Below are 18005 nucleotides of genomic sequence, written 5' to 3'. Positions count from 1 at the left end.
GGAGTTTCTCCTGTCGAACCCGGTTAATCAGAAGGTGCGTTTGATGGTCAAGGCCACGTTGTCACGATCGATCAGGTTGCCGAGACTGCCGTTTTCCTGCTCGCCGAAAAACATGTTGTATTTCGTGTCGATCGTCCACACCTGCTGGTATTCGAAGGACAAGCCGATCGACGCGATCCCGAGATCGGCGTCGCCGCCGCCACGCAGCGGCGAGTGCCCGTTGATCCCGTAGGACAGGGTAAACGGCAGCTTCAGGTCCAGGCTCGGCATCACCTGGTACCACTGCGGCGCGAAACTCAGGCCGATCGTGGTCGCGATATCGTTTTCATCGATGTACTTGCTGGCAAGCTGCTCGTTGTCCCCGTAGGCGGTAAGCGCGGCAAATGTCATCTCGACCGCATAGCTGCCACCATCCCACAGTGCGCCGGGGTCGAGGAAACCGACACCATTGACCACGAGAGTCCACACATCGCCCGTGGCTCCGGCGTAGTTGTCGCCATCCGCGCCATCGAAATCGAAATTGTCGGTCGGGAAACCCGCGGCCGCCAGGGTTGCCGCGACCGTGGCCTGCAGCGCCCCGAAATCGGGGTAGGTTTCGGTATGCAGCAGCGTGCCGGAATTGAAGTCGATCGCCACATCGTTTCTGTAGGCCAGGTCCATGCCCACGGGGACCCGGGCGATTTCCTGGCCCAGGCTGATGCCGAACAGTTCGTTGTCCTCCCGATAGGTCCATTTGAATCGACCGATACCGACCGCCGGGTAGCCGCCACCCGTGTAGTAACCGAACTGATCCGGCGGCACGCCACCGGAATAGGCGGGCCACAACGCCACCAACAGCGCCGCGGTTGGATTGGTAGTCGCTTGCGCAGTGGCGTACTGTCCGACATTGAGCGCACCGATCACGCCTTGCGGTGCCTTGTCATGATAGTTGAGGTAGTAGACCCCAAGTTCGAGACCGTTCGTGAAGACATATTGCAGCCCCGCACCCCACTCGCCATCGTCAGGTTCTTCCGAACTGTCCTGTACGTAGCCGGTACGGGGCGCGACCAGGGCGCCGGTCGCAGGATCCACCTGGCCCGGAACCAGGGTAAGAAACTCCGCGTGGTCCATCGAGATCTCGGACAACGCAAAATAAGTGCCAGGCGCCGCGTAGCGGACCGGCTCCCACTCGAACGAGTAATAGCCCACCAGTGACAGGTTCTGGTTGACCTGGAAACTTCCCGACAGTTTGTTGGTGGGCAGGAACAATTCCTTGGCCTCGGAGCCGGGAACGCCAAGGCCTCGCGCCTGATCGATCGGTGCCATGGCGCCGGCAATGCCATTGGTTGCACCGGAAGCGAACAGGCTTTGCCCCCAATAGAGCGTGTGGCGCCCGGCACGCACACTGGCTTCGCTGCCTCCCACACTGAAGTTGGCGAACACGAAGGCGTCCATCAGTTCGACATCCTTGTGGGCCTGGTTGTCGGCGAAGTCGTTGTACTCGCCGGGCGGGGCGCTCAGCAGGCCCCAGGTGTCGGTGTAATTACCATTGATGCGAAAGTCCTTGTTGAGCCCCGGATGGTCGTTGCTGTCGCCATAAGCCTGGTCATGCCAGCTCGCGGCGCTCACCCGGAAACCGAAATTCTGCTTCCATACCACTTCGAGCTCGCTCAGCAGGTCGAAACGGTTGCTGACGATGCCCTTGTCGAAGCCGAGGTCGGCATCGTCGAACAGATTGGGGTTGGCGCTGTTGGTGACATCCTTGTCCTGGCTCTCGACCCGGCTCATCAGGTTGTACTTGATCGTGTTGTCGAAGCGCACCTCCAGATCGGGGTTTCCCGTCTCGAACGGCATCGCCCAAGCACCGCCGCTCACCGTAGCTGCCGAGGCGATTGCCATTGCCAGCGCACGCACATGCCAATTATTTGCCATGATAAGTCCCCTTTTCGTGTTCGTATTGCTCGTTGTAATTGCCCCTCCAAGCCCGGAGGAGTCTCGATTCCACGCGCCCGAGTCTAGCGCGCCTGATTTTGAAATTATTGATCTAAATCTGCTCCGGACCAATCTGTCCGGAGCGTCAAGCGCGATACGCTTGCCCCGTTGGCTATCGAACCGAAGCGGAACCGGCACTTCCCGCACGCATCGAAATCGATCCGCGGGGCGCCCGCGCCAGGGTCCGATCGGTGTCAACCGTGTCCTGGAGGGATCGATGAGGTGTGAATGCCCTGGCGACGATGCCCGCCACCTCGTCGGCGCGGGCATCCAGGTTCAACCAGTACGCAAATCCCGTATTCGCGCCTGAACGATGCGGCTTACATCTTCTTCAGGAGCTTCTTCTTGGCGTCGTTGTATTCGCGCTCGCTGATCACGCCCGACTCGTAAGCCTTCTGCAAGTCCAGCAGTTCCTGCCCCGCGGTCTGCTCGTTGCCGGCCTTGACGGTGGTGCTGCCACCACCACAGCCCGCAAGGACCGTGGAAAAAACCACCACCGCCGCCACCGCCACAATCTTCCTCATTTTCTCGACCTCCATCGTCGCCATACGGGTTCAAGTTGTTCGTTTTTCGCCGTTCATCGCGAGGGGATGGATGCGGCAGCGGCGGATCATACTCCAACAGCAATCCATTCCCCAATAGTGCCGCCCGCCACCGGAATCGCGGCGATCCCGACCCGCAGCCACCATCATGGCACAGCCTGCCCGTCGCGGAGTTATAGTAGCCGCCAGCAACTCCGCGACCCGTCGGGCAGGGATTGGCCGGTTGCGCGGGAGACCCCGCGCGGCGATTCCACACCCGCCGGAGCAGCGACCAACAGGAGCCACTGATCGATGGTTGAAGACTGCAGCTGCGTCATCTTCGGCGCGACCGGCAACCTGTCGCTGACAAAGTTGCTGCCCGCGCTGTTTCAACTCGAGCGCGGCGGACGCCTCGGCGCCGCAACCCGCATCCTGTGCTGCGGTCGGCGCGATTACGCCGCATCCGAATGGATCCAGCTGGTACGTGACGGCCTGCCGGCGGAGGAGGCGCTCGGCACCTCGCCCGCCACGCTGTCTCGTTTTCTGGCACGCATCCGCTATTTTCGCGGCGAGTTGCACGACGAGGAAACCTATGCGCGCCTGCGCGAGGAACTCGCCCACCCGGCGGGCGGCAATATCGTGTTCTACATGTCGCTGGCGCCGGCGGAGTATGCCGGCGTGGTGACCCGGCTGGCCGCCCGGGAGCTGCTGCGCTCCGCCGATGGCTGGCGCCGCGTGGTGATCGAAAAACCCTTCGGCTACAACCTCGACAGCGCACGCCAGCTGCAGCGTCAGCTGAGCCGCCATCTCGACGAGTCGCAGCTGTTTCGCATCGACCATTACCTCGGCAAGGGCACGGTGCAGAACGTGATGGTGTTTCGCTTCGCCAACCTGATAATGGAACCGTTGTGGAACCGCAACTTCATCGACCATGTACAGATCACCCATTCCGAGAGCCTCGGGGTAGGATCGCGCGCCGGCTTCTATGACCAGACCGGCGCGCTGCGCGACATGATCCAGAGCCATCTGCTGCAACTGATGACCCTGGTGGCGATGGAACCACCGCCCTCGCTCGACTCCGAGAGCCTGCGCGACGAAAAGGTCAAGGTGCTGAAATCACTGCGCCCGATCACCCGCGCCACGGTGCAGGCCCAGGCTTTTCGCGCCCAGTACGCCGCGGGCGAAATCCATGGTCAGCCGGTGCCCGCCTACCTCGACGAGGAACGCGTGGCGCCCGACAGCGTTACCGAGACCTACGCCGCGCTGAAGCTCTACATCGACAACTGGCGCTGGCGCGGCGTGCCCTTTTATCTGCGCACCGGCAAACGCATGGCCGAGACGCGCTCGATGGTCTCGATCTGCTTCAAGAACGCGCCGCAGCAACTGTTCCGCGGCACCGCGGTGGAACGGCTGCACCCGAACTGGGTGGTGCTCGGCATCCAGCCCGAGGAATGCCTGCGGGTGGAAATGATGGCCAAGGAGCCCGGCCTCGATCTGCGCACCGGCCAGATCAGTCTCGATGCGCGGCTGCACCCCGAGGGCAGCGAGCGCAGCGACGCCTACGAGGGCCTGTTGCTCGACGTCATGGAAGGCGACCGCTCGCTGTTCCTGCGCTACGACGAGATCGAATGGGCCTGGCGTATCGTCGATCCCGTGATCGAGGCCTGGGCGACCGAGCGCGAATACATTTCCACCTACCGCGCCGGCAGCTGGGGCCCCGAAGATGCCATGCGCCTGTTCGAGGCCAACGGACAGCGCTGGCGCACCACGCTCGAGCCCGAGCAGCCCCGGGAATGAGCGCTCAGCCGGCCTGGGAGATCCTCGCCGACGTAGGGCAGATCGCCCGCCGCGCGGTCGAGCTGATCAGTGCCGCCGCCCGCTGCGCCGTGGAGCGACGCGGTGCTTTCCGCATCGTGCTTGCCGGCGGCAGCACGCCGCAGCACTGCTACCGGCTGCTCGCGGACACCGCCCAGGAGTGGCCGGCCTGGCAGGTATTCTTCGGCGATGAACGCTGCCTGCCGGAAACCGATCCGGCGCGCAACCTGCACATGGCACGCGCGCAGCTGCTGGCACACGTGCCGATCTCCGCCACCCGGATTCATTGCCCGGCGGTCGAACTCGGCTGCACCGCGGCTGCCGCCGCTTATGCCGCGCTGATCCGTCCGCAGCTGCCCTTTGATCTGGTGCTGCTCGGCGTTGGCGAGGATGGCCATACCGCGAGCCTGTTTCCGGGACGCCCGCATGCTCTCGACGCCCTGTGCGAAGCGGTACTCGATGCTCCGAAATCTCCACCGCGGCGGGTGTCGATGGGAATTGCCGCCCTGCGCCAGACCCGCGAGGTACTGGTGCTGGCAAGCGGGGCGGCAAAGGCTCCCGCGCTGGCACGCTGGCTGGCGCAGGAACCGGAGCTGCCCATATTCACCGTGACCCGGGGACTCGCCGGACATGTATTGGTCGACCGCGAAGCCGCCGGCGGGGAGCCTGTCTGATCAGCGCCTGGACCGGGTACGAGAGTACGACGCAGGCTTTTATTAAGCCCCGATTGCTCGCCAGGCATCGCGCCGGCTCATGGCCAGCGCGGATCGTCCGGATCGAGCTCGAAGTTCTCGATGAGCCAGTCGAAATACCGCGGGCGCGCCAGCACGTCCACGTACAACTCGTTCAGCAGATGTACCAGGCGCCGGGTCGCGTACTCCCAGTCGTGATCCAGGCTGCTCATCGACAGCGACAAATTGCCCGCGGAATTGCGCAGCGACACGCCGAGGCGCCGTGCATCGACGCACCGATGTGCAGGCAGCGCGGGATCCTGCCGCGAACGAAGCCAGACGCGCAGCTCGCGATCCATTTGCGAACGCGGCGCCACATCGTGCAGCACACCATCGACGCGCATGCGCCCCGCGCGCTGATCGATACGCAGGCAAAACTCCCGGTCACGGAACCAGAGAAAGCGAAACTCCGGCATGCCCGCGCCCGATCCGGGCTGAACCAGGGCCCGCAACAGGCCACGGGAGGCATATTCCCGCAGCACGCTGCCCACCGCCCGGACAGCAGTGCAATGCGCTTCGCCAGCGTTCGCGCTAGTGGGCAACCGCGCCCACCCCGGGTTCGGGATTCAGCGCAATACCGGGTGGATAATCGCGACCCGAGGTGAACTCCTTGATCGCCTGGCAGTTGATCAGGGTCGACATCTTCTCGTCACGCGCGATCTTGTAGGAACGCGCCAACGCGGCGCGGAACTCCTCGGGCGTGCGCACGTACTCGCCGCGCGCACCCAGTCCCTCGGCCATCCGGTCGTAGCGAAGATGCTCCTGGAACAGGTACATGTGCAGCGAGCGCGCCGAGCGCAGCGCGTTGGGCCACACGCCCCAGGCATTGTTGTTGTAAACGATGGTGATGGTCGGCAATCGGTATTTCAGCGCGGTATCGAGCTCGAACAGGCTGTAGGCCACGCCGGCATCGCTGGTGATGCAGATCGTGGGCGCGCCCTCGTACCCGGCCTGCGGTCCCACCCCACGCTGCACCGCCGCGCAAGCACCCATCATCATCGCCATGTCCGGACCGATCGCGCCGTACTGGTAGGGTGGAACGATCATCTGTCCCGGCCGGTTGGCACGCAGATAACGTCCCGCGAACAGGCCGCTGGTCCAGCCCCCCGCGCCCTGCACGATCGCGAGCCGGTCCGGTGACTGGTCGATAAACTGGTGCGTGTCGCGGGCAATCACCGCGGGATGCAGGAAACCGCTCGCTGCGCTGTGCTTGAGACCAAGCGCATAGACATCGTCGATCTGCTTCTGATAGGCCTGGCGCGCAGCGGCGATTTCGCTCACCCACGCCTCGCGTCGTTTGCGGCGCAGGCCGTCGGCCAGCGCCTCGAGGAATGCGGCCTCGTCGCTGACGATACCGAGTTCGAGCGGCCAGTTGCGCCCGAGATCCTCCTGCACCGGGTGCACCCGGATCGCCTTGATATCCGGGTTGAAGCGGTATTCGCTCGGGCTCGGCATGCAGTACTGCCCGACGAAAACCACCAGGTCGGCGCTGAGCAGGGCATCGGGCGCCGCCGCGACACTGAGCCGGTGATCCTCGGGAAAGGCACCGCGACTCGGGCCGGAGGTCACCACCGCGATATCACCGCGCTCCGCCGCGCGCGCCAGCGCCTCCCATGCGCGACGCTGGAAAACGCCCTGCCCCGCCACGATCAGCGGTCGCTCGGCTTTCTCTATCATTTTCACCGCCGCCACGACTTCCGCCGCCGCGGGATGGGCACGCGATTCGCTGCGGTAGCGCGTCTTGTCGTAGAAATCCTTCAGCTCGGTCGCGCTCTTGAACCGGGCACGGGCCACTTCCGCCGGGAAATCGAGGTGTACCGGACCCGGCAGCCCGGACTTGAGGTGACGGAACGCGTACGCGCCGTACTCGTGCACCCGCGCCGGATCGATCAGGCGCTTGCCGTATTTCCTTATCCCCTCGGTCAGCGGCTGCTGATAACCCTGCTGGATGAACGCCTCGCGATCATCGCCCGCCAGCGTCATGTTGCTCGCCAGCACCAGCAGCGGCGTGCGCGCCGCGTTCGCCGCGGCGATATTCATGATCATGTGGGTGAACCCCGGACCTTCGGTTCCCGAAGTCGCAACGACTTCACCGGTGGCACGTGAAAATCCGTCCGCCATCGCACACATCGCACCCTCGGTACGCCCCCCGTAGGATGGCACGCCAGCCGCCGCCAGCGCATTGATCACGGTGTAATTGCCGGGGCAGCAGAACAGCGCGGCAAGCTCCTCGGCCTGGCAGAGATTGGCAAAAACCTCGGCGCCGGTCATGCCGGGCCCGGCGAACTGGCCCGGCGCCGGCGTTTCGGCCAGCGATGCCTTGAACGCATCGGCCATGCGGATCGAGGGGATATCGCCCGCCGCGGAGTCGGCCGCGAATGCACTGCTGCCGATGCCCGCCGCGGCGGCTCCAAGCCCGGCCGCGGAGGACCAGAGGAATTTGCGTCGCGAAAGACTCGCCTCGGATTCCGCGTCGCTGTTGTCGTCCTGCTTCGCGTCAAATTCATTTTTCATCAGCAGATTCCTCGAACAAAAAATTCACTTGATGACTGCGGGACGCTGCTCCTGCGGCCACAGGCTGCGCACGAAATTCACCAGCTGCCACACTTCCTCGCCACCCTTGAGTTGCGCGCCCCAGGCCGGCATCGCCACGCCGGCCCCCTCATCGATACTGCGGTAGATCTCCTCGACGCCGCTGCCATTCAGATACAAGGCGGGTTCGGTAAGATCGGTCGCGTTGGCGATCACATCCATCTGCGCCCGCCCGTCCGCGCCATGACATTCGGTGCAATGACGCAGGTAGAGCACCCGCCCCGCCTCGATCGAGGCGGCCGTGTTGGGCGCCGGTGTGTCTGCCCGCACGGCAAACACCGCTGTCACCAACAACACGGCTGCAACTGCGGCTCGCAACATCGAAACCTCCTGCCTGATCAAATTTCCCCGTACACCACCACGCCTTCCTTGACCGTTGCCTCCACCTCCAGTTCGCGCAGCGCCGGCACCGGAACCGTCAGCGGGTTGGCATCCATCACCACGAAATCGGCCAGCTTGCCGGGGCTGATCGAACCCTTCGTGTCTTCCTCGTGATAGAGCCAGGCGGCGTCGATGGTGAGCGACTCCAGCGCCCGCAACGGCGTCACCCGCTCGTCGGGTCCGATGACCACCCCGGTGCGTGACTCACGCGCCACCGCGGTCCACAGAATCATCGCCGGATCGAGCGGTGTCACCGCGAAATCGCTGTGATTGGAGAAGTGGATGCCGCGTTGCTGCGCGCTGTTCAGCGGGCTCAGGAAAAACGCACGCTGCTCGCCGAGATTGCGCAGATGCACATCACCCCAGTAATACGCATGATTGGTGAAAAACGAGGCGCCTATCCCGAGCCGGGCATAACTGTCGAGCTGATCGGGGCGCACGAATTGCGAATGGATCACCACGTCGCGTCGATCATCCGCGGGACTTGCGCCCACCAGCTCGTGGGCACGGATCACCATATCGATCGCGGCATCGCCGTTGGCGTGGGTCCAGACCGGCACTCCCGCGTCATGAACGGCACGGAAGATCTGCTGGTAATCGGGCTCCGATATGAACGGCGCGCCACGCCAGTCTTGCTCGCCACCCGGACCCTCGACCAGCATGGGTTCGCTGAAATACGCCGTGCGCCCCTGCGGCGAACCATCGCTCAGCACCTTGATTCCACCGAACTTGAGGTGTCCGCTATAACTGCCAAAGGTGTTTCCGAGCTGTGTTTCCAGATCCGCCGGATTCATCACCAGCGGCAGCGCCACCATATCGAGCCACAGCGCGCCCTGCTGCGCCGCTGCCTTGAACATGCCCACCAGCCGCGCGTCCGTGGCCCCGTCCTGGATCGTGGTGTAGCCATTGCGCGCATACTCCTTCTGCACCGCATCGAGCGCCGCGAGCTGCTGCGCCGCATCGGGTTGCGGCAGCGCCCGGTAGACCGGCATAGCGGCGGTCTCCATCAGCAATCCCGCGGGCTCCTGCGAGCCGGGCTTGCGCACGATCACCCCACCCTCGGGTGTGGGTGTGCTCGCATCGATGCCGGCACGCTCGAACCCCGCGGAGTTCAGCACCAGTCCGTGCCCGGAAACATGCAGCAGCAGCACCGGGTTATCCGGGAATGCCGCATCGAGGTCATCACGCGTGATATGGCGCTGCTCCGTGAGCCCGTCGGCGTCATAACCGTAGGCCAGGATCCAGTCTCCGGGCGCCGCGCCGCTGGCGGCGGCATGCGCACGCAACACCTCGATCAGCGCGGCAATGCTGTCCACGCTGCCGACCGGCGGAATCGACACATTGGCCCAGCCGACCAGGCCCAGAGCGTGACTCACATGACTGTGACCATCGATGAATCCCGGCAACAGGGTTCTGCCCGCGAGATCGAACATCCGTGTGGCATCGCCACGGTATTGGCCTTCGATCGCTTCCCGGGTGCCGAGCGCGAGAATCCGGCCATCCTTGACCGCAACCGCCTCGACCTGCGGCTGTGCGCTGTCAACGGTGACGATATCGCCTCCGCTGAAAATGCTGTCCGCGATCTCGCGCGCCGGTGCCATCGCGTCCGGCGCCGGCGCGGGGGCGTCACCACCACAGCCCGGCAACACCATGCAGGCAAAAACAAAAAAACCGCAAATACCCGCTTTCATGACGCCATCACCACTGTTCTTTCCGCCGACTGTCCGATACCTTGCGCATGCTGCCTTAGTTGCCGCAATGCGTAAAGCCGCCACCGCGAACCGGCACTGCGGCATCAACCATGGACCAGCGGACTTGCTATGATCGGCGCTGGATGGGACGCGATGCTGGACCTGACAAACATGATAAAGCGCTTTCTTGCCCTGCCACTCCTGCTGGTCGGGAGCTCCGGGCTGTGCGGCGAGTTGCAACTGGGCAATGGCGCCCGGATTCCCGGAGAGCTGAAACGGATCGAGGCCACCAAGGTGGTGTGGAGCGCAGAGTTGATCGGCGACATCTCGATCAACAAATCCGATGTGGTGGCGATGCACACCGGTACCCGCAGCGACCTGGAAACCGCGGCAGGCGAGGTGCTGCGCGATTGCGGCCTTAGCAGCAGCGAGGGTCGCGCCGAACTGGAATGCACCGGCCAGCCGGCGATGACCACCACCCTGGCGCTGCTGCAACCGACCACCCCGCTGCAGGAAGGGACTGGCAAGATCACCACCTCGATGACCGTCGAACGCGGCGAGAGTCACAAGGATGAACTCGAGCTCGATGCCCGCAGTTCATGGCGCAGGCTGCAGCGCAGGCACGTGCTGGATGCCAGCATCGACTACGAGGAACGGCACGGGGAGCGCAGCGATGACGAGGCGTCGCTCGACTACCAGCTCGATCTCCTGCGCCGCAACGGCTGGTTCTGGTTTTCGCTGGTGGATTACAACCGCGACCGTTTTGACACCATCCAGGAAAGCGAGGGAATCGCGACCGGGCTGGGTCGCGACCTCAACCTTGCCGGCAATCTGAAGCTGCGCCTGCAGGCGGGGCCCGGCATCGTGCACCTCGACATCGACGGTGAGGGGCGTCTTTACAAGGAAGTCGGAGACCTGAAATGGTCAACCACCTGGGATACCGGCCTGTGGAAACTGCAGCTGTTCCACAGTGCTGAGTTCATCTGGGTACTCGATGACCGCGGGATCTACCGGCTGGAGTCCAAAACCGGCCTCACCTTGCCGCTGATCGACGGCCTGGTCGCGGAATTGCGCCTCGATTACGATCACTCCAGCGCGCCCTCGACCCGACTCGAGAACAGCGACACCGAAGCGGTGCTGGCGCTCGGCTATCGCTGGTAAGTCACAACGACTTGCGCACAGGAGATAGCGACGCAACACTGCGTGTCGACAGCCGGGAGAAGACATCATGCTTCGCTTGTTTGCACTGCTTTTGTTGCTGCCACTGTCGCTGCCCACCTGGGCCGGGCGCCACACCGAGAACCTCATCCTGATCACCCTGGACGGCGTCCGCATCCAGGAGTTTTTTTCCGGCATGGATCCGCTGCTGGCCGACAGCGCCGCCAAACGCGGGATTTCCGAGGACGAAATCGTGCGCGAGCGCTACTGGCGCGAAACCCCCGAGCAGCGTCGTGAAGCCCTGATGCCGTTCTTCTGGAAAACGCTGGCACCGCTCGGGGTGGTGCTGGGCAACCCGGCGCGCGGCAGTTCGGTGCAGGTCAGCAACACCATCAGGTGGTCGACGCCGGGCTATTCGGAAATCATGACCGGCGAAGCCCATCCGGAGGTCAGGGACAACACCCCGGTACGTTACCCGCACCGCACCTTTCCCGAATTTCTCGTCTCCGAACTGAAGCTCGGAAAATCCGCGGTCGCGCAGATCGGTTCATGGGATGGTTTCAAGATGGCGGCCTCGAGCACCGACGATGCATTCTTCATGAACGGTGCCTACGAAGCCGTTCCGGGGAATCTCTCCACTCCGGAAATGGATACCCTGACCGGACTGCGCGCCGATGTAATGGAATTATGGGAAGAGAGCAGCAACGATGTGCTCAGCTTCCGGCTGGCGCAGGCCTACCTCGAGAAACACCACCCGCGTTTTCTGTGGCTCGGCCTGGGGCAGTCGGACGACTGGTCGCATGCCGATCGCTACGATCGCCTGCTCGATTATCTGCATCTTGCAGATCGCCTGATCGGCGAGTTGTGGAGCACGCTGCAAGCCGACCCGGCCTACCGCGGAAAGACCAGCCTGGTGATCACCACCGATCACGGTAGCGGTCTCACGCCCGGGAACTGGATCGATCACGATGCGACGATTCCGAACAGCGAGAACATCTGGCTCGCGGTGATCGGGCCGGACACTCCCCGGCGCGGCGAGCTTGGCCCGCTGCCGACCGTCTACCAGCGCGATATCGCCGCCACGGTGATCAGTCTGTACGGACTCGACCCCGCGCGCTTCAACCCCCGGGCCGGCGCGCCGATCGCGGCAGTGCTGGAATAGAGCCTCACTCGGTGGGATAGGCCTCGGGACCGCTCACCGAGGGATTGCGCCCCTGCAGGATATCGCCCAACCGCTGCTCGACCTGCTGTTTCGAACCCTGCGGATGGGTCAGGATATAGAAGCGGCGCTCGGCGATTGCCTCGAATACCTGCTCCGCGACCCGCTCCGGCGCCAGTGCGGTGCTGAAAAACGCCGCCGTCATTTCCTCGATAACCGCCTGTTCCGCCAATTGCTGCGCCGACTTCGCCGCCATCTGTTCATCGTGACGATTGCGGTCCGAGGCGTATATCTGCGTATTCACAAACGAGGGGCAAAGCACCGAAACCCCGACATCGGCACCGGCATTGCGCAGATCGCCATGGAGCACCTCGGACAATGCCACCACGGCGTGCTTGGACACCGTGTAGGTGCTGGTGCCGGGCGCGGACATCAGCCCGGCAATCGATGCGGTGTTGACGATATGGCCTTCGTTCTGTGCGATCAGGTGCGGCGTGAACGCGCGCACGCCGTTGATGACACCCCACAGGTTCACGCCCAGCACCCATTCCCAGTCCGCCGCGCTCGCTTCCCACAGTGGGCCACCACCACCCCACACCGGCGTTGTTGAACAGCAGGTGCACACCACCGAAGTGCTGCAGCGTCTTGCGCGCGAGTTCGTTTACCGAACCAGGGTTGGAGACATCGGTACGCACACAGCAGCGACCCGTCCAGTTGCGCTGCCGCCCGTTCGAGTACGGTCGCCTCGATGTCGGCAATCACCACCCGCATACCCCTGGCCAGCGCCTGTTGCGCCAGGCTGAAACCGATTCCGCTCGCCCCGCCGGTTATGACCGCCACCTTGTCACGCAGATCCTTCATCGCTGTCTCTTCCTGAACATCATGAATCCGCTTTGCCGCATCAACCGTGCGCAAGATCGGCAAAGGCAACCAGCTCCGCACGTGGCGTTTCGATGGCGCCTTCGGGCAGGAAGAAGCGCCAGAACACCAGCCCGAATGCACGCCCCTCGGTATCGGGCCAGTTGCCGCCGCCGGGGTCCTGGTGCGCGAGCACGATGCGGAACAGGCCATCGCGTTCGAGACGCGTCTGGCGGCGGTTCAGGGTAACGCTGCGGTTGGCATAATCGAGCGTTTGCTGGAAACGGTTCCACAGGCACACGTTCGCAAAGCGGCATGGGGGCCAACGCCCGGTGATGACCAGGGCCTGGTCCGGACCGAGGAAAAACGGTGCCATCGAATAGGCGGCATCGAAAGCGGCAAGCCCCATGTTGCCCGGCAACACGGGTGCCGGAAACTGGTTCGGCACCAATGACAGGAACGGCGGCGGCTGGACCTTGCTCATCGGCGGCATGCCGAGCGTGCGGCTGCGCACGAATTGCGCCGCGCGCCGTATGCCGCCCGCAACCGTGGCATCGTCTGGCGGCGAGGGCGGTGTGCTCACATCGTCCGCCGTGATGCAGAGCCGGGGGTAGTGCGCCGGGTTGTCGGAAGCCGTGCGCTCCTCTTCGTAGTAATGCCGCGTGGTGATGCGCGAGGCATCCGGGGGCAGCGCAATCCAGTTGCATGGCGCCGGCTCACCGCCGAGACGGATCGTGAAATTGCCGTCGGCATCGACATCGAACAGGGTATCGTTGATCACGCCCACGGTCCTGGTGCCGAGACTGCCATCGGCCGTGCCGGCCTCGATCGTGATCGATACATATACCGCGCCGTCCGTGTTGCCGCGCACCGTGTAGCGGTGATCGGCACTGACCGGGGCGTCGAAATGAATCGCATCGGAATTGTCACCGGTGAACTTGCGCGAGGGCGTGACGATACGGCGGAAATCCGGATGCGCCGGATCGCTCTCGAACATCCCGCCCAAGCCGCCTTCGAGCACATGCATCAGCGCACGATGCGCACCGACCACATCATCGGCGCTGGCGAGATTCCACTCCGGGCCGGCCCAGCGCTGATCGATCTCGGTCAGCAGATCGATCAGTTCGCGCAGCGCTTTTCGCGATTCGGTCTCGATACTCATGCGGTTCTCCCTGGATTGTTCCGATATGCCAGCATCGCACGCAGCGCCGGCGTTTACACCTTACAGGACGTCAATGGGTCGGGAACTCGCGTCCAGGACCGGCCCCGAGCCGCCAGCGGCAAGGCGCGGATATATTTGCCGGTGATGCGAATTCCAGTCATCACAATCTCCATCCTGCTCAGGGCTTGTCACCAACCCATTGCACCACGCAGAAACGCTGCCCCGTCGGCGCTTCCACGACCCACCAGCTTTGCACCTGCCTGATGCGCCGCGCACCAGCGCTTCAGAGCGCCGTACCTCTGCCTCGACGTCATCGCTCTCGATATCGAGATGCACCCGGCTCAGGTGATCGACGGCCTGCACCTCGATGTGCAAGCGGTCCTGCGGGTCGATCAGGCGAACGTATCTGTCGCCCTCCTCGCCCGCCAGGATCTGCCGGTGCATGCGCAGGGCAGCAGACCAGAACGCCGCGGCAGCGTGTGGATCCTCACCCTGGCAATCGATGATGAAACCTGCCAGCCTGCTGTTGTGCATCGTTGTGCTCCCGCTGTCGTGCCTCGCTTCGTTCAGCCGCCCCCGCGTGACGCGGAAAGCTCGTCGCGGGTATCGAACCACGGCAGGCGCTCGTCACAAAATACGCCCGGCCTGCGGCATGAACGACTCCGGCCTGGCGAAGGCATTCAGGTAGAGATCGATTTCACCCGCGCGGCGCTCGGTCTGGTACGCGATCGGCGTGCCGCAGGAGGCACAATGGCTGCGGGTCACGCCGGGCGATGAGACGAACTGCGCGCTCGCCGCTGAACCGGAGCTGTTCGAGCCTGAAGTTCACGAAGCATGCCACGGGCGATGCCGTGTGCCGCCTGCAGCTCGCGCAATGGCAATGAGCAACCCAGCGCGGATCACCCTCGGCGCGAAACCGCAATTGTCCGCAAAGACAGAATCCCTCGTGCATGGCAGTCGTCCCGTGTGGCGCGCCCGAATCCGGACTATGCGCCGCGCGGGCACCAGAGATCACCCGCGTGCTAGCATTGCCGCGTCCCTCACCCGCCTGGCAAAGGAATCCCCAACATGAGCAGCAACTCGAGCATCATCGACCAGTTCATCGCCGCGTGGAGCCGCCGCGATATCGACGAGATCATGGCGTTCTTCCACCCCGACGCGGAGTACCAACATCCCGATCGAGCCCCGAACCACGGCACCGCCGCGATCCGCGCAACCATCGAAGGCTTCGTGGCAATGGCGGATGCGCTGGAATTCGTGGTTCACGCCTCGGCCGAGAACGCCGTCGCCGGGTTGATCATGAACGAACGCACCGACCGCTTCAGGATCGGCGGCAAATGGGTCGAAATACGGGTGATGGGAGTATTCGAGCTGCGCGATGGCAAGATCCAGGCCTGGCGCGATTATTTCGATATGGCGCAGTTCCAGCAATCGCTGGCGAGTTGAACACGGCGTGGCGCTCAATCGCTTGCTTGCGGTGCAGCCACCACAGCGTCACGCCGCTCAGCGCGAGGATGCACAACAGCACCCCGGCGATATCGACCAGCCAGACCCCGGCGCGGCCAAACAGTCGGCCGCTGTGGAAATCGAGCAGCGCACGCTCCCAGTTGAGCCATGCGCTGCGCTGCTCGAGCCGCTCTCCGAACGCCTCAGGCATCGCCTGCGGCTGGCTGTCCACCACGCTTTGCGGATCGGCAACTTCGTCGCCGACGCGCATGCTCGCAGGATCGAATGCGCGCCATCGGCCGGCGATGTGCACCACGGCTTCGCCATCGGCGAGACCCAGCCGGACAATGCCGCAGTGGCGGCGATGGAATCGATGAGCTCGCCCTCCGTGCCGAGCAGCAGCAACTCCGCTCGCAGCCAAGCAGCAGCATTCCGGCAAGCTCCACCACCCCTTGCAGCGCACCGTTGCAGCGGGCGACCTCGCGGACATCGAGAAAGATACGGCCACCCTGGTCCCCGAGCACCCAGTGCCCGGAAGCGCGAAATGCAGCCCAGCCGCTGTCGGTATCACCATAGATCGCGCGCAACCAGGCGGAGGCGACGAATCGCTGCTCGAGCGCGAGATCGTCGCCGTGATTGAGCACGATCCCGCTCAGCGACATCAGCAGCAGAAACAGCGCGGCAAGCAGGCCCGCACGACGATGCCAGCGCCACAGCTGACCGACCAGCCTAGCGCGTCGCAACACTGGCGAGGGCCTGCCCGTTCAACCACAACGCGAGCGTTGCGGCACGATTCACCGCCCTTACCGACAGCGTCGCACCGGTGATCCCGTCGACCTCGCGCGACAGGGCGCGACCCTCGCGCAGTGCCACGCCCCGGTACTGCGCGGTAAAGAACGGATAACGGATCTCCCAGCCGCGGCTTTCACGAAACGACAACACCTGGACATCGACGATCCGCTCGGCCTCGATCACGAAGCCGAGCGCGTTATCGGCTGCTCCTTGCCGATCTGCTCCAGCACCGGGCGGTGCGCGCACCGGCGCTCCAGTAACGCACCCGCAGGCCTCGACGGCACCACACCGATGGATTCCTGCGCGCTGCCGCATATCGTTGCTTATCCACAGTGTTTTCTGCTCGGGCCGGGTATCCGCAAACGCACTCGCCAGAAACTGCTCGCCGCTCAGATAATCCTCGGCCTGCGCGAGGACAGCGGCCGCCATCAGGACGGCGGCCGCGCAGGCGCGCCACAGCGGCACGCAACAGTTCATCAGAAGCTCCAGCCCACGCCGAGGTTCACCCCCGTCGAGCTGGTCTCGCCATCGGGCGCATCCTGGCGCTGGTAATCGAACTTGAACACGACGTTTTCTTCCAGCCAGTAGCTCACCCCATGTCCCACTGAGTGTAACCGGTATCGAGGCTGGAACCTGCCTGGTTGTCCCAGTCGCTGTAGCGCGCAACACCCCCCATTGCGGCGAGATCTTCCACGACGGCTCCACGTACCAGCCCTCCTGCCGGTCGGCGCCGGGCGCAAAACTCGATGGCCTCGTCGATATCCCATCCCGCATAGAGCGCGCGCAGGCCGAAGGGACCGGCACGATACGCCACATGCGTCTCGTAGAGCATCGCGTCCACCTGGTCGGGAAATTCGCCCTGGTAGAGATCCTGCTGATACTGCAGCGTCGCCGCCTCGAGACCGGCGATGCCGGTGTACTGAGACGTCCGGTCCAGCCGGATCGGAGGCATTGGCCTCGGCTACTCGCTGCCGGCCGTCGCGTATTTTCCAGCCCTTGGCGGGGGTCGAGTCCCGCCGGAGGTAAATGCCGCATCGTAGGCGAGCCCGGGGCAGCAATCTCACCGGAAATCGACACCGCCCTCCCACCAGGTGGCCGGGATGATGTTGCGCTCGACGTTGCTGCGTTCCACCCCGTAGAAGGTATCCGGCTCGTGGGTCTGTTGAGCAAGCCCACCGGTACCAGAAACAGTCCGGCCTTCAGGCGCTGCGAACCGCTGAGATCGTGTTCGATGTACGCCTGCTCCAGTTCGACTCACCTTCTTGCCTTCGCCGGCAATCGTGTGTTCGAGTTCGAGCCCGAGCGCAGCGCGTGCGCGGGCTGAACTCGTGACTCAGGTACAGCACGTAGCGGTGAAAATCGATCTCGTCCTTGTCCTTGCCGCCACGAGGTCGTTGTCGATTGGAGTAGTGCATCCGCCGTAGCCGCCAAGCCGGGTACGATCGACCCAGCTCCTAGGTGCGCAATATCGCCGCCCGCACCACCCTGCTCGACCATCTCGCAGTGGCCTCGACCTTGACGTTGGTCCGCGCAACCCTGAGTTCGGTCTCCTCGATCCGGCCATCGGTCTGTGCAACCTGCTCTTTCAAGCGGGCAATTCAGCCTGCTGTTGCTGGATCAGCGCCCACTCTTCCATGGTCGGTGTCGCGGCCGATGCCGATGCCGCGATCATTCCCATTACAAGTCCACTCGCTATTGTTTCACGTGCCGCCTCCCGCTGCGAACCGT

16 protein-coding genes and 2 pseudogenes are annotated in these 18005 nt (G+C 64.1%); 5 read left to right on the top strand and 13 right to left on the bottom strand.

Features of this window, described 5'->3' with window-relative positions; all coding sequences use genetic code 11:
* Positions 1–27: 27 nt before the first annotated feature.
* Positions 28–1911 carry a DUF1302 family protein gene (locus IPF49_15445; GenBank protein ID MBK6288995.1) on the bottom strand — a complete coding sequence of 628 codons (1884 nt, stop codon included), beginning with the start codon at positions 1909–1911 and terminating at the stop codon, positions 28–30.
* Between the two features lie 380 nt (positions 1912–2291).
* Entirely contained in the window at positions 2292–2495 is a 204-nt protein-coding gene (locus tag IPF49_15440) for an SHOCT domain-containing protein (GenBank protein ID MBK6288994.1), read from the bottom strand.
* Between the two features lie 309 nt (positions 2496–2804).
* On the opposite strand from IPF49_15440, the gene IPF49_15435 reads away from it, so the two are divergent.
* Positions 2805–4289, top strand: a complete 1485-nt coding sequence (locus tag IPF49_15435) for a glucose-6-phosphate dehydrogenase (protein ID MBK6288993.1) — start codon at positions 2805–2807, stop codon at positions 4287–4289.
* Positions 4286–4981: a 6-phosphogluconolactonase gene (gene pgl / locus IPF49_15430; protein MBK6288992.1), complete on the top strand. Its 696-nt coding sequence runs from the start codon at positions 4286–4288 to the stop codon at positions 4979–4981. Before IPF49_15435 ends, pgl begins: the two co-directional genes overlap by 4 nt.
* Before the next feature lie 77 nt (positions 4982–5058).
* Here the strand turns inward: pgl and IPF49_15425 are convergent, their stop codons facing one another.
* From IPF49_15425 to IPF49_15410, 4 genes are read right to left on the bottom strand one after another with little or no spacing between them, the layout of a single operon-like run.
* A complete protein-coding gene (locus tag IPF49_15425) occupies positions 5059–5520 on the bottom strand; it encodes a hypothetical protein (GenBank protein ID MBK6288991.1) in 462 nt (153 codons plus the stop codon).
* Between the two features lie 49 nt (positions 5521–5569).
* Positions 5570–7552 (bottom strand): thiamine pyrophosphate-binding protein, encoded by a 1983-nt coding sequence (locus tag IPF49_15420; protein ID MBK6288990.1) that lies wholly within the window; start codon positions 7550–7552, stop codon positions 5570–5572.
* A 24-nt stretch (positions 7553–7576) separates the two neighbouring features.
* Entirely contained in the window at positions 7577–7951 is a 375-nt protein-coding gene (locus tag IPF49_15415) for a c-type cytochrome (GenBank protein MBK6288989.1), read from the bottom strand.
* A 17-nt stretch (positions 7952–7968) separates the two neighbouring features.
* Positions 7969–9612, bottom strand: coding sequence for an amidohydrolase (locus IPF49_15410; GenBank protein MBK6288988.1), 1644 nt, complete (start codon positions 9610–9612; stop codon positions 7969–7971).
* 243 nt (positions 9613–9855) lie between these two features.
* Between IPF49_15410 and IPF49_15405 the strand changes: the two genes are divergently transcribed.
* Together IPF49_15405 and IPF49_15400 are read left to right on the top strand one after the other, a co-directional pair.
* Positions 9856–10863, top strand: a complete 1008-nt coding sequence (locus tag IPF49_15405; protein ID MBK6288987.1) for a DUF481 domain-containing protein — start codon at positions 9856–9858, stop codon at positions 10861–10863.
* 67 nt (positions 10864–10930) lie between these two features.
* Positions 10931–12022 (top strand): alkaline phosphatase family protein, encoded by a 1092-nt coding sequence (locus IPF49_15400; protein MBK6288986.1) that lies wholly within the window; start codon positions 10931–10933, stop codon positions 12020–12022.
* Between the two features lie 4 nt (positions 12023–12026).
* Here the strand turns inward: IPF49_15400 and IPF49_15395 are convergent.
* The 4 genes and pseudogenes from IPF49_15395 to IPF49_15380 all read right to left on the bottom strand — a co-directional run bounded on the left by IPF49_15395 (position 12027) and on the right by IPF49_15380 (position 14991).
* Positions 12027–12880: pseudogene (locus IPF49_15395) on the bottom strand (SDR family NAD(P)-dependent oxidoreductase).
* 40 nt (positions 12881–12920) lie between these two features.
* Positions 12921–14039, bottom strand: coding sequence for a DUF1214 domain-containing protein (locus tag IPF49_15390; GenBank protein MBK6288985.1), 1119 nt, complete (start codon positions 14037–14039; stop codon positions 12921–12923).
* Between the two features lie 178 nt (positions 14040–14217).
* A pseudogene (locus tag IPF49_15385) lies at positions 14218–14573 on the bottom strand (VOC family protein).
* Between the two features lie 163 nt (positions 14574–14736).
* Positions 14737–14991, bottom strand: coding sequence for a GFA family protein (locus tag IPF49_15380; protein MBK6288984.1), 255 nt, complete (start codon positions 14989–14991; stop codon positions 14737–14739).
* A gap of 116 nt (positions 14992–15107) precedes the next feature.
* Here IPF49_15380 and IPF49_15375 point away from each other — a divergent pair, with 116 nt between their 5' ends.
* Positions 15108–15485 carry a nuclear transport factor 2 family protein gene (locus IPF49_15375; GenBank protein MBK6288983.1) on the top strand — a complete coding sequence of 126 codons (378 nt, stop codon included), beginning with the start codon at positions 15108–15110 and terminating at the stop codon, positions 15483–15485.
* Positions 15486–15688: 203 nt separating this feature from the next.
* On the opposite strand, the gene IPF49_15370 is transcribed toward IPF49_15375, so the two are convergent.
* The 3 genes from IPF49_15370 to IPF49_15360 form a co-directional block, all read right to left on the bottom strand.
* Positions 15689–16231, bottom strand: coding sequence for a hypothetical protein (locus IPF49_15370; protein ID MBK6288982.1), 543 nt, complete (start codon positions 16229–16231; stop codon positions 15689–15691).
* Positions 16215–16754, bottom strand: coding sequence for an FMN-binding protein (locus IPF49_15365; GenBank protein MBK6288981.1), 540 nt, complete (start codon positions 16752–16754; stop codon positions 16215–16217). The genes IPF49_15370 and IPF49_15365 overlap by 17 nt, the downstream gene beginning before the upstream one ends.
* 112 nt (positions 16755–16866) lie before the next feature.
* A complete protein-coding gene (locus IPF49_15360) occupies positions 16867–17229 on the bottom strand; it encodes a hypothetical protein (protein ID MBK6288980.1) in 363 nt (120 codons plus the stop codon).
* Positions 17230–18005 lie beyond the last annotated feature (776 nt).

This window comes from Gammaproteobacteria bacterium (assembly GCA_016705365.1).
In the GTDB taxonomy this organism is placed as follows: Bacteria; Pseudomonadota; Gammaproteobacteria; order Pseudomonadales; family UBA5518; genus UBA5518.
Note: the sequence above shows the minus strand (reverse complement) of the source record. Positions and strands in the feature narration are given on the sequence as shown.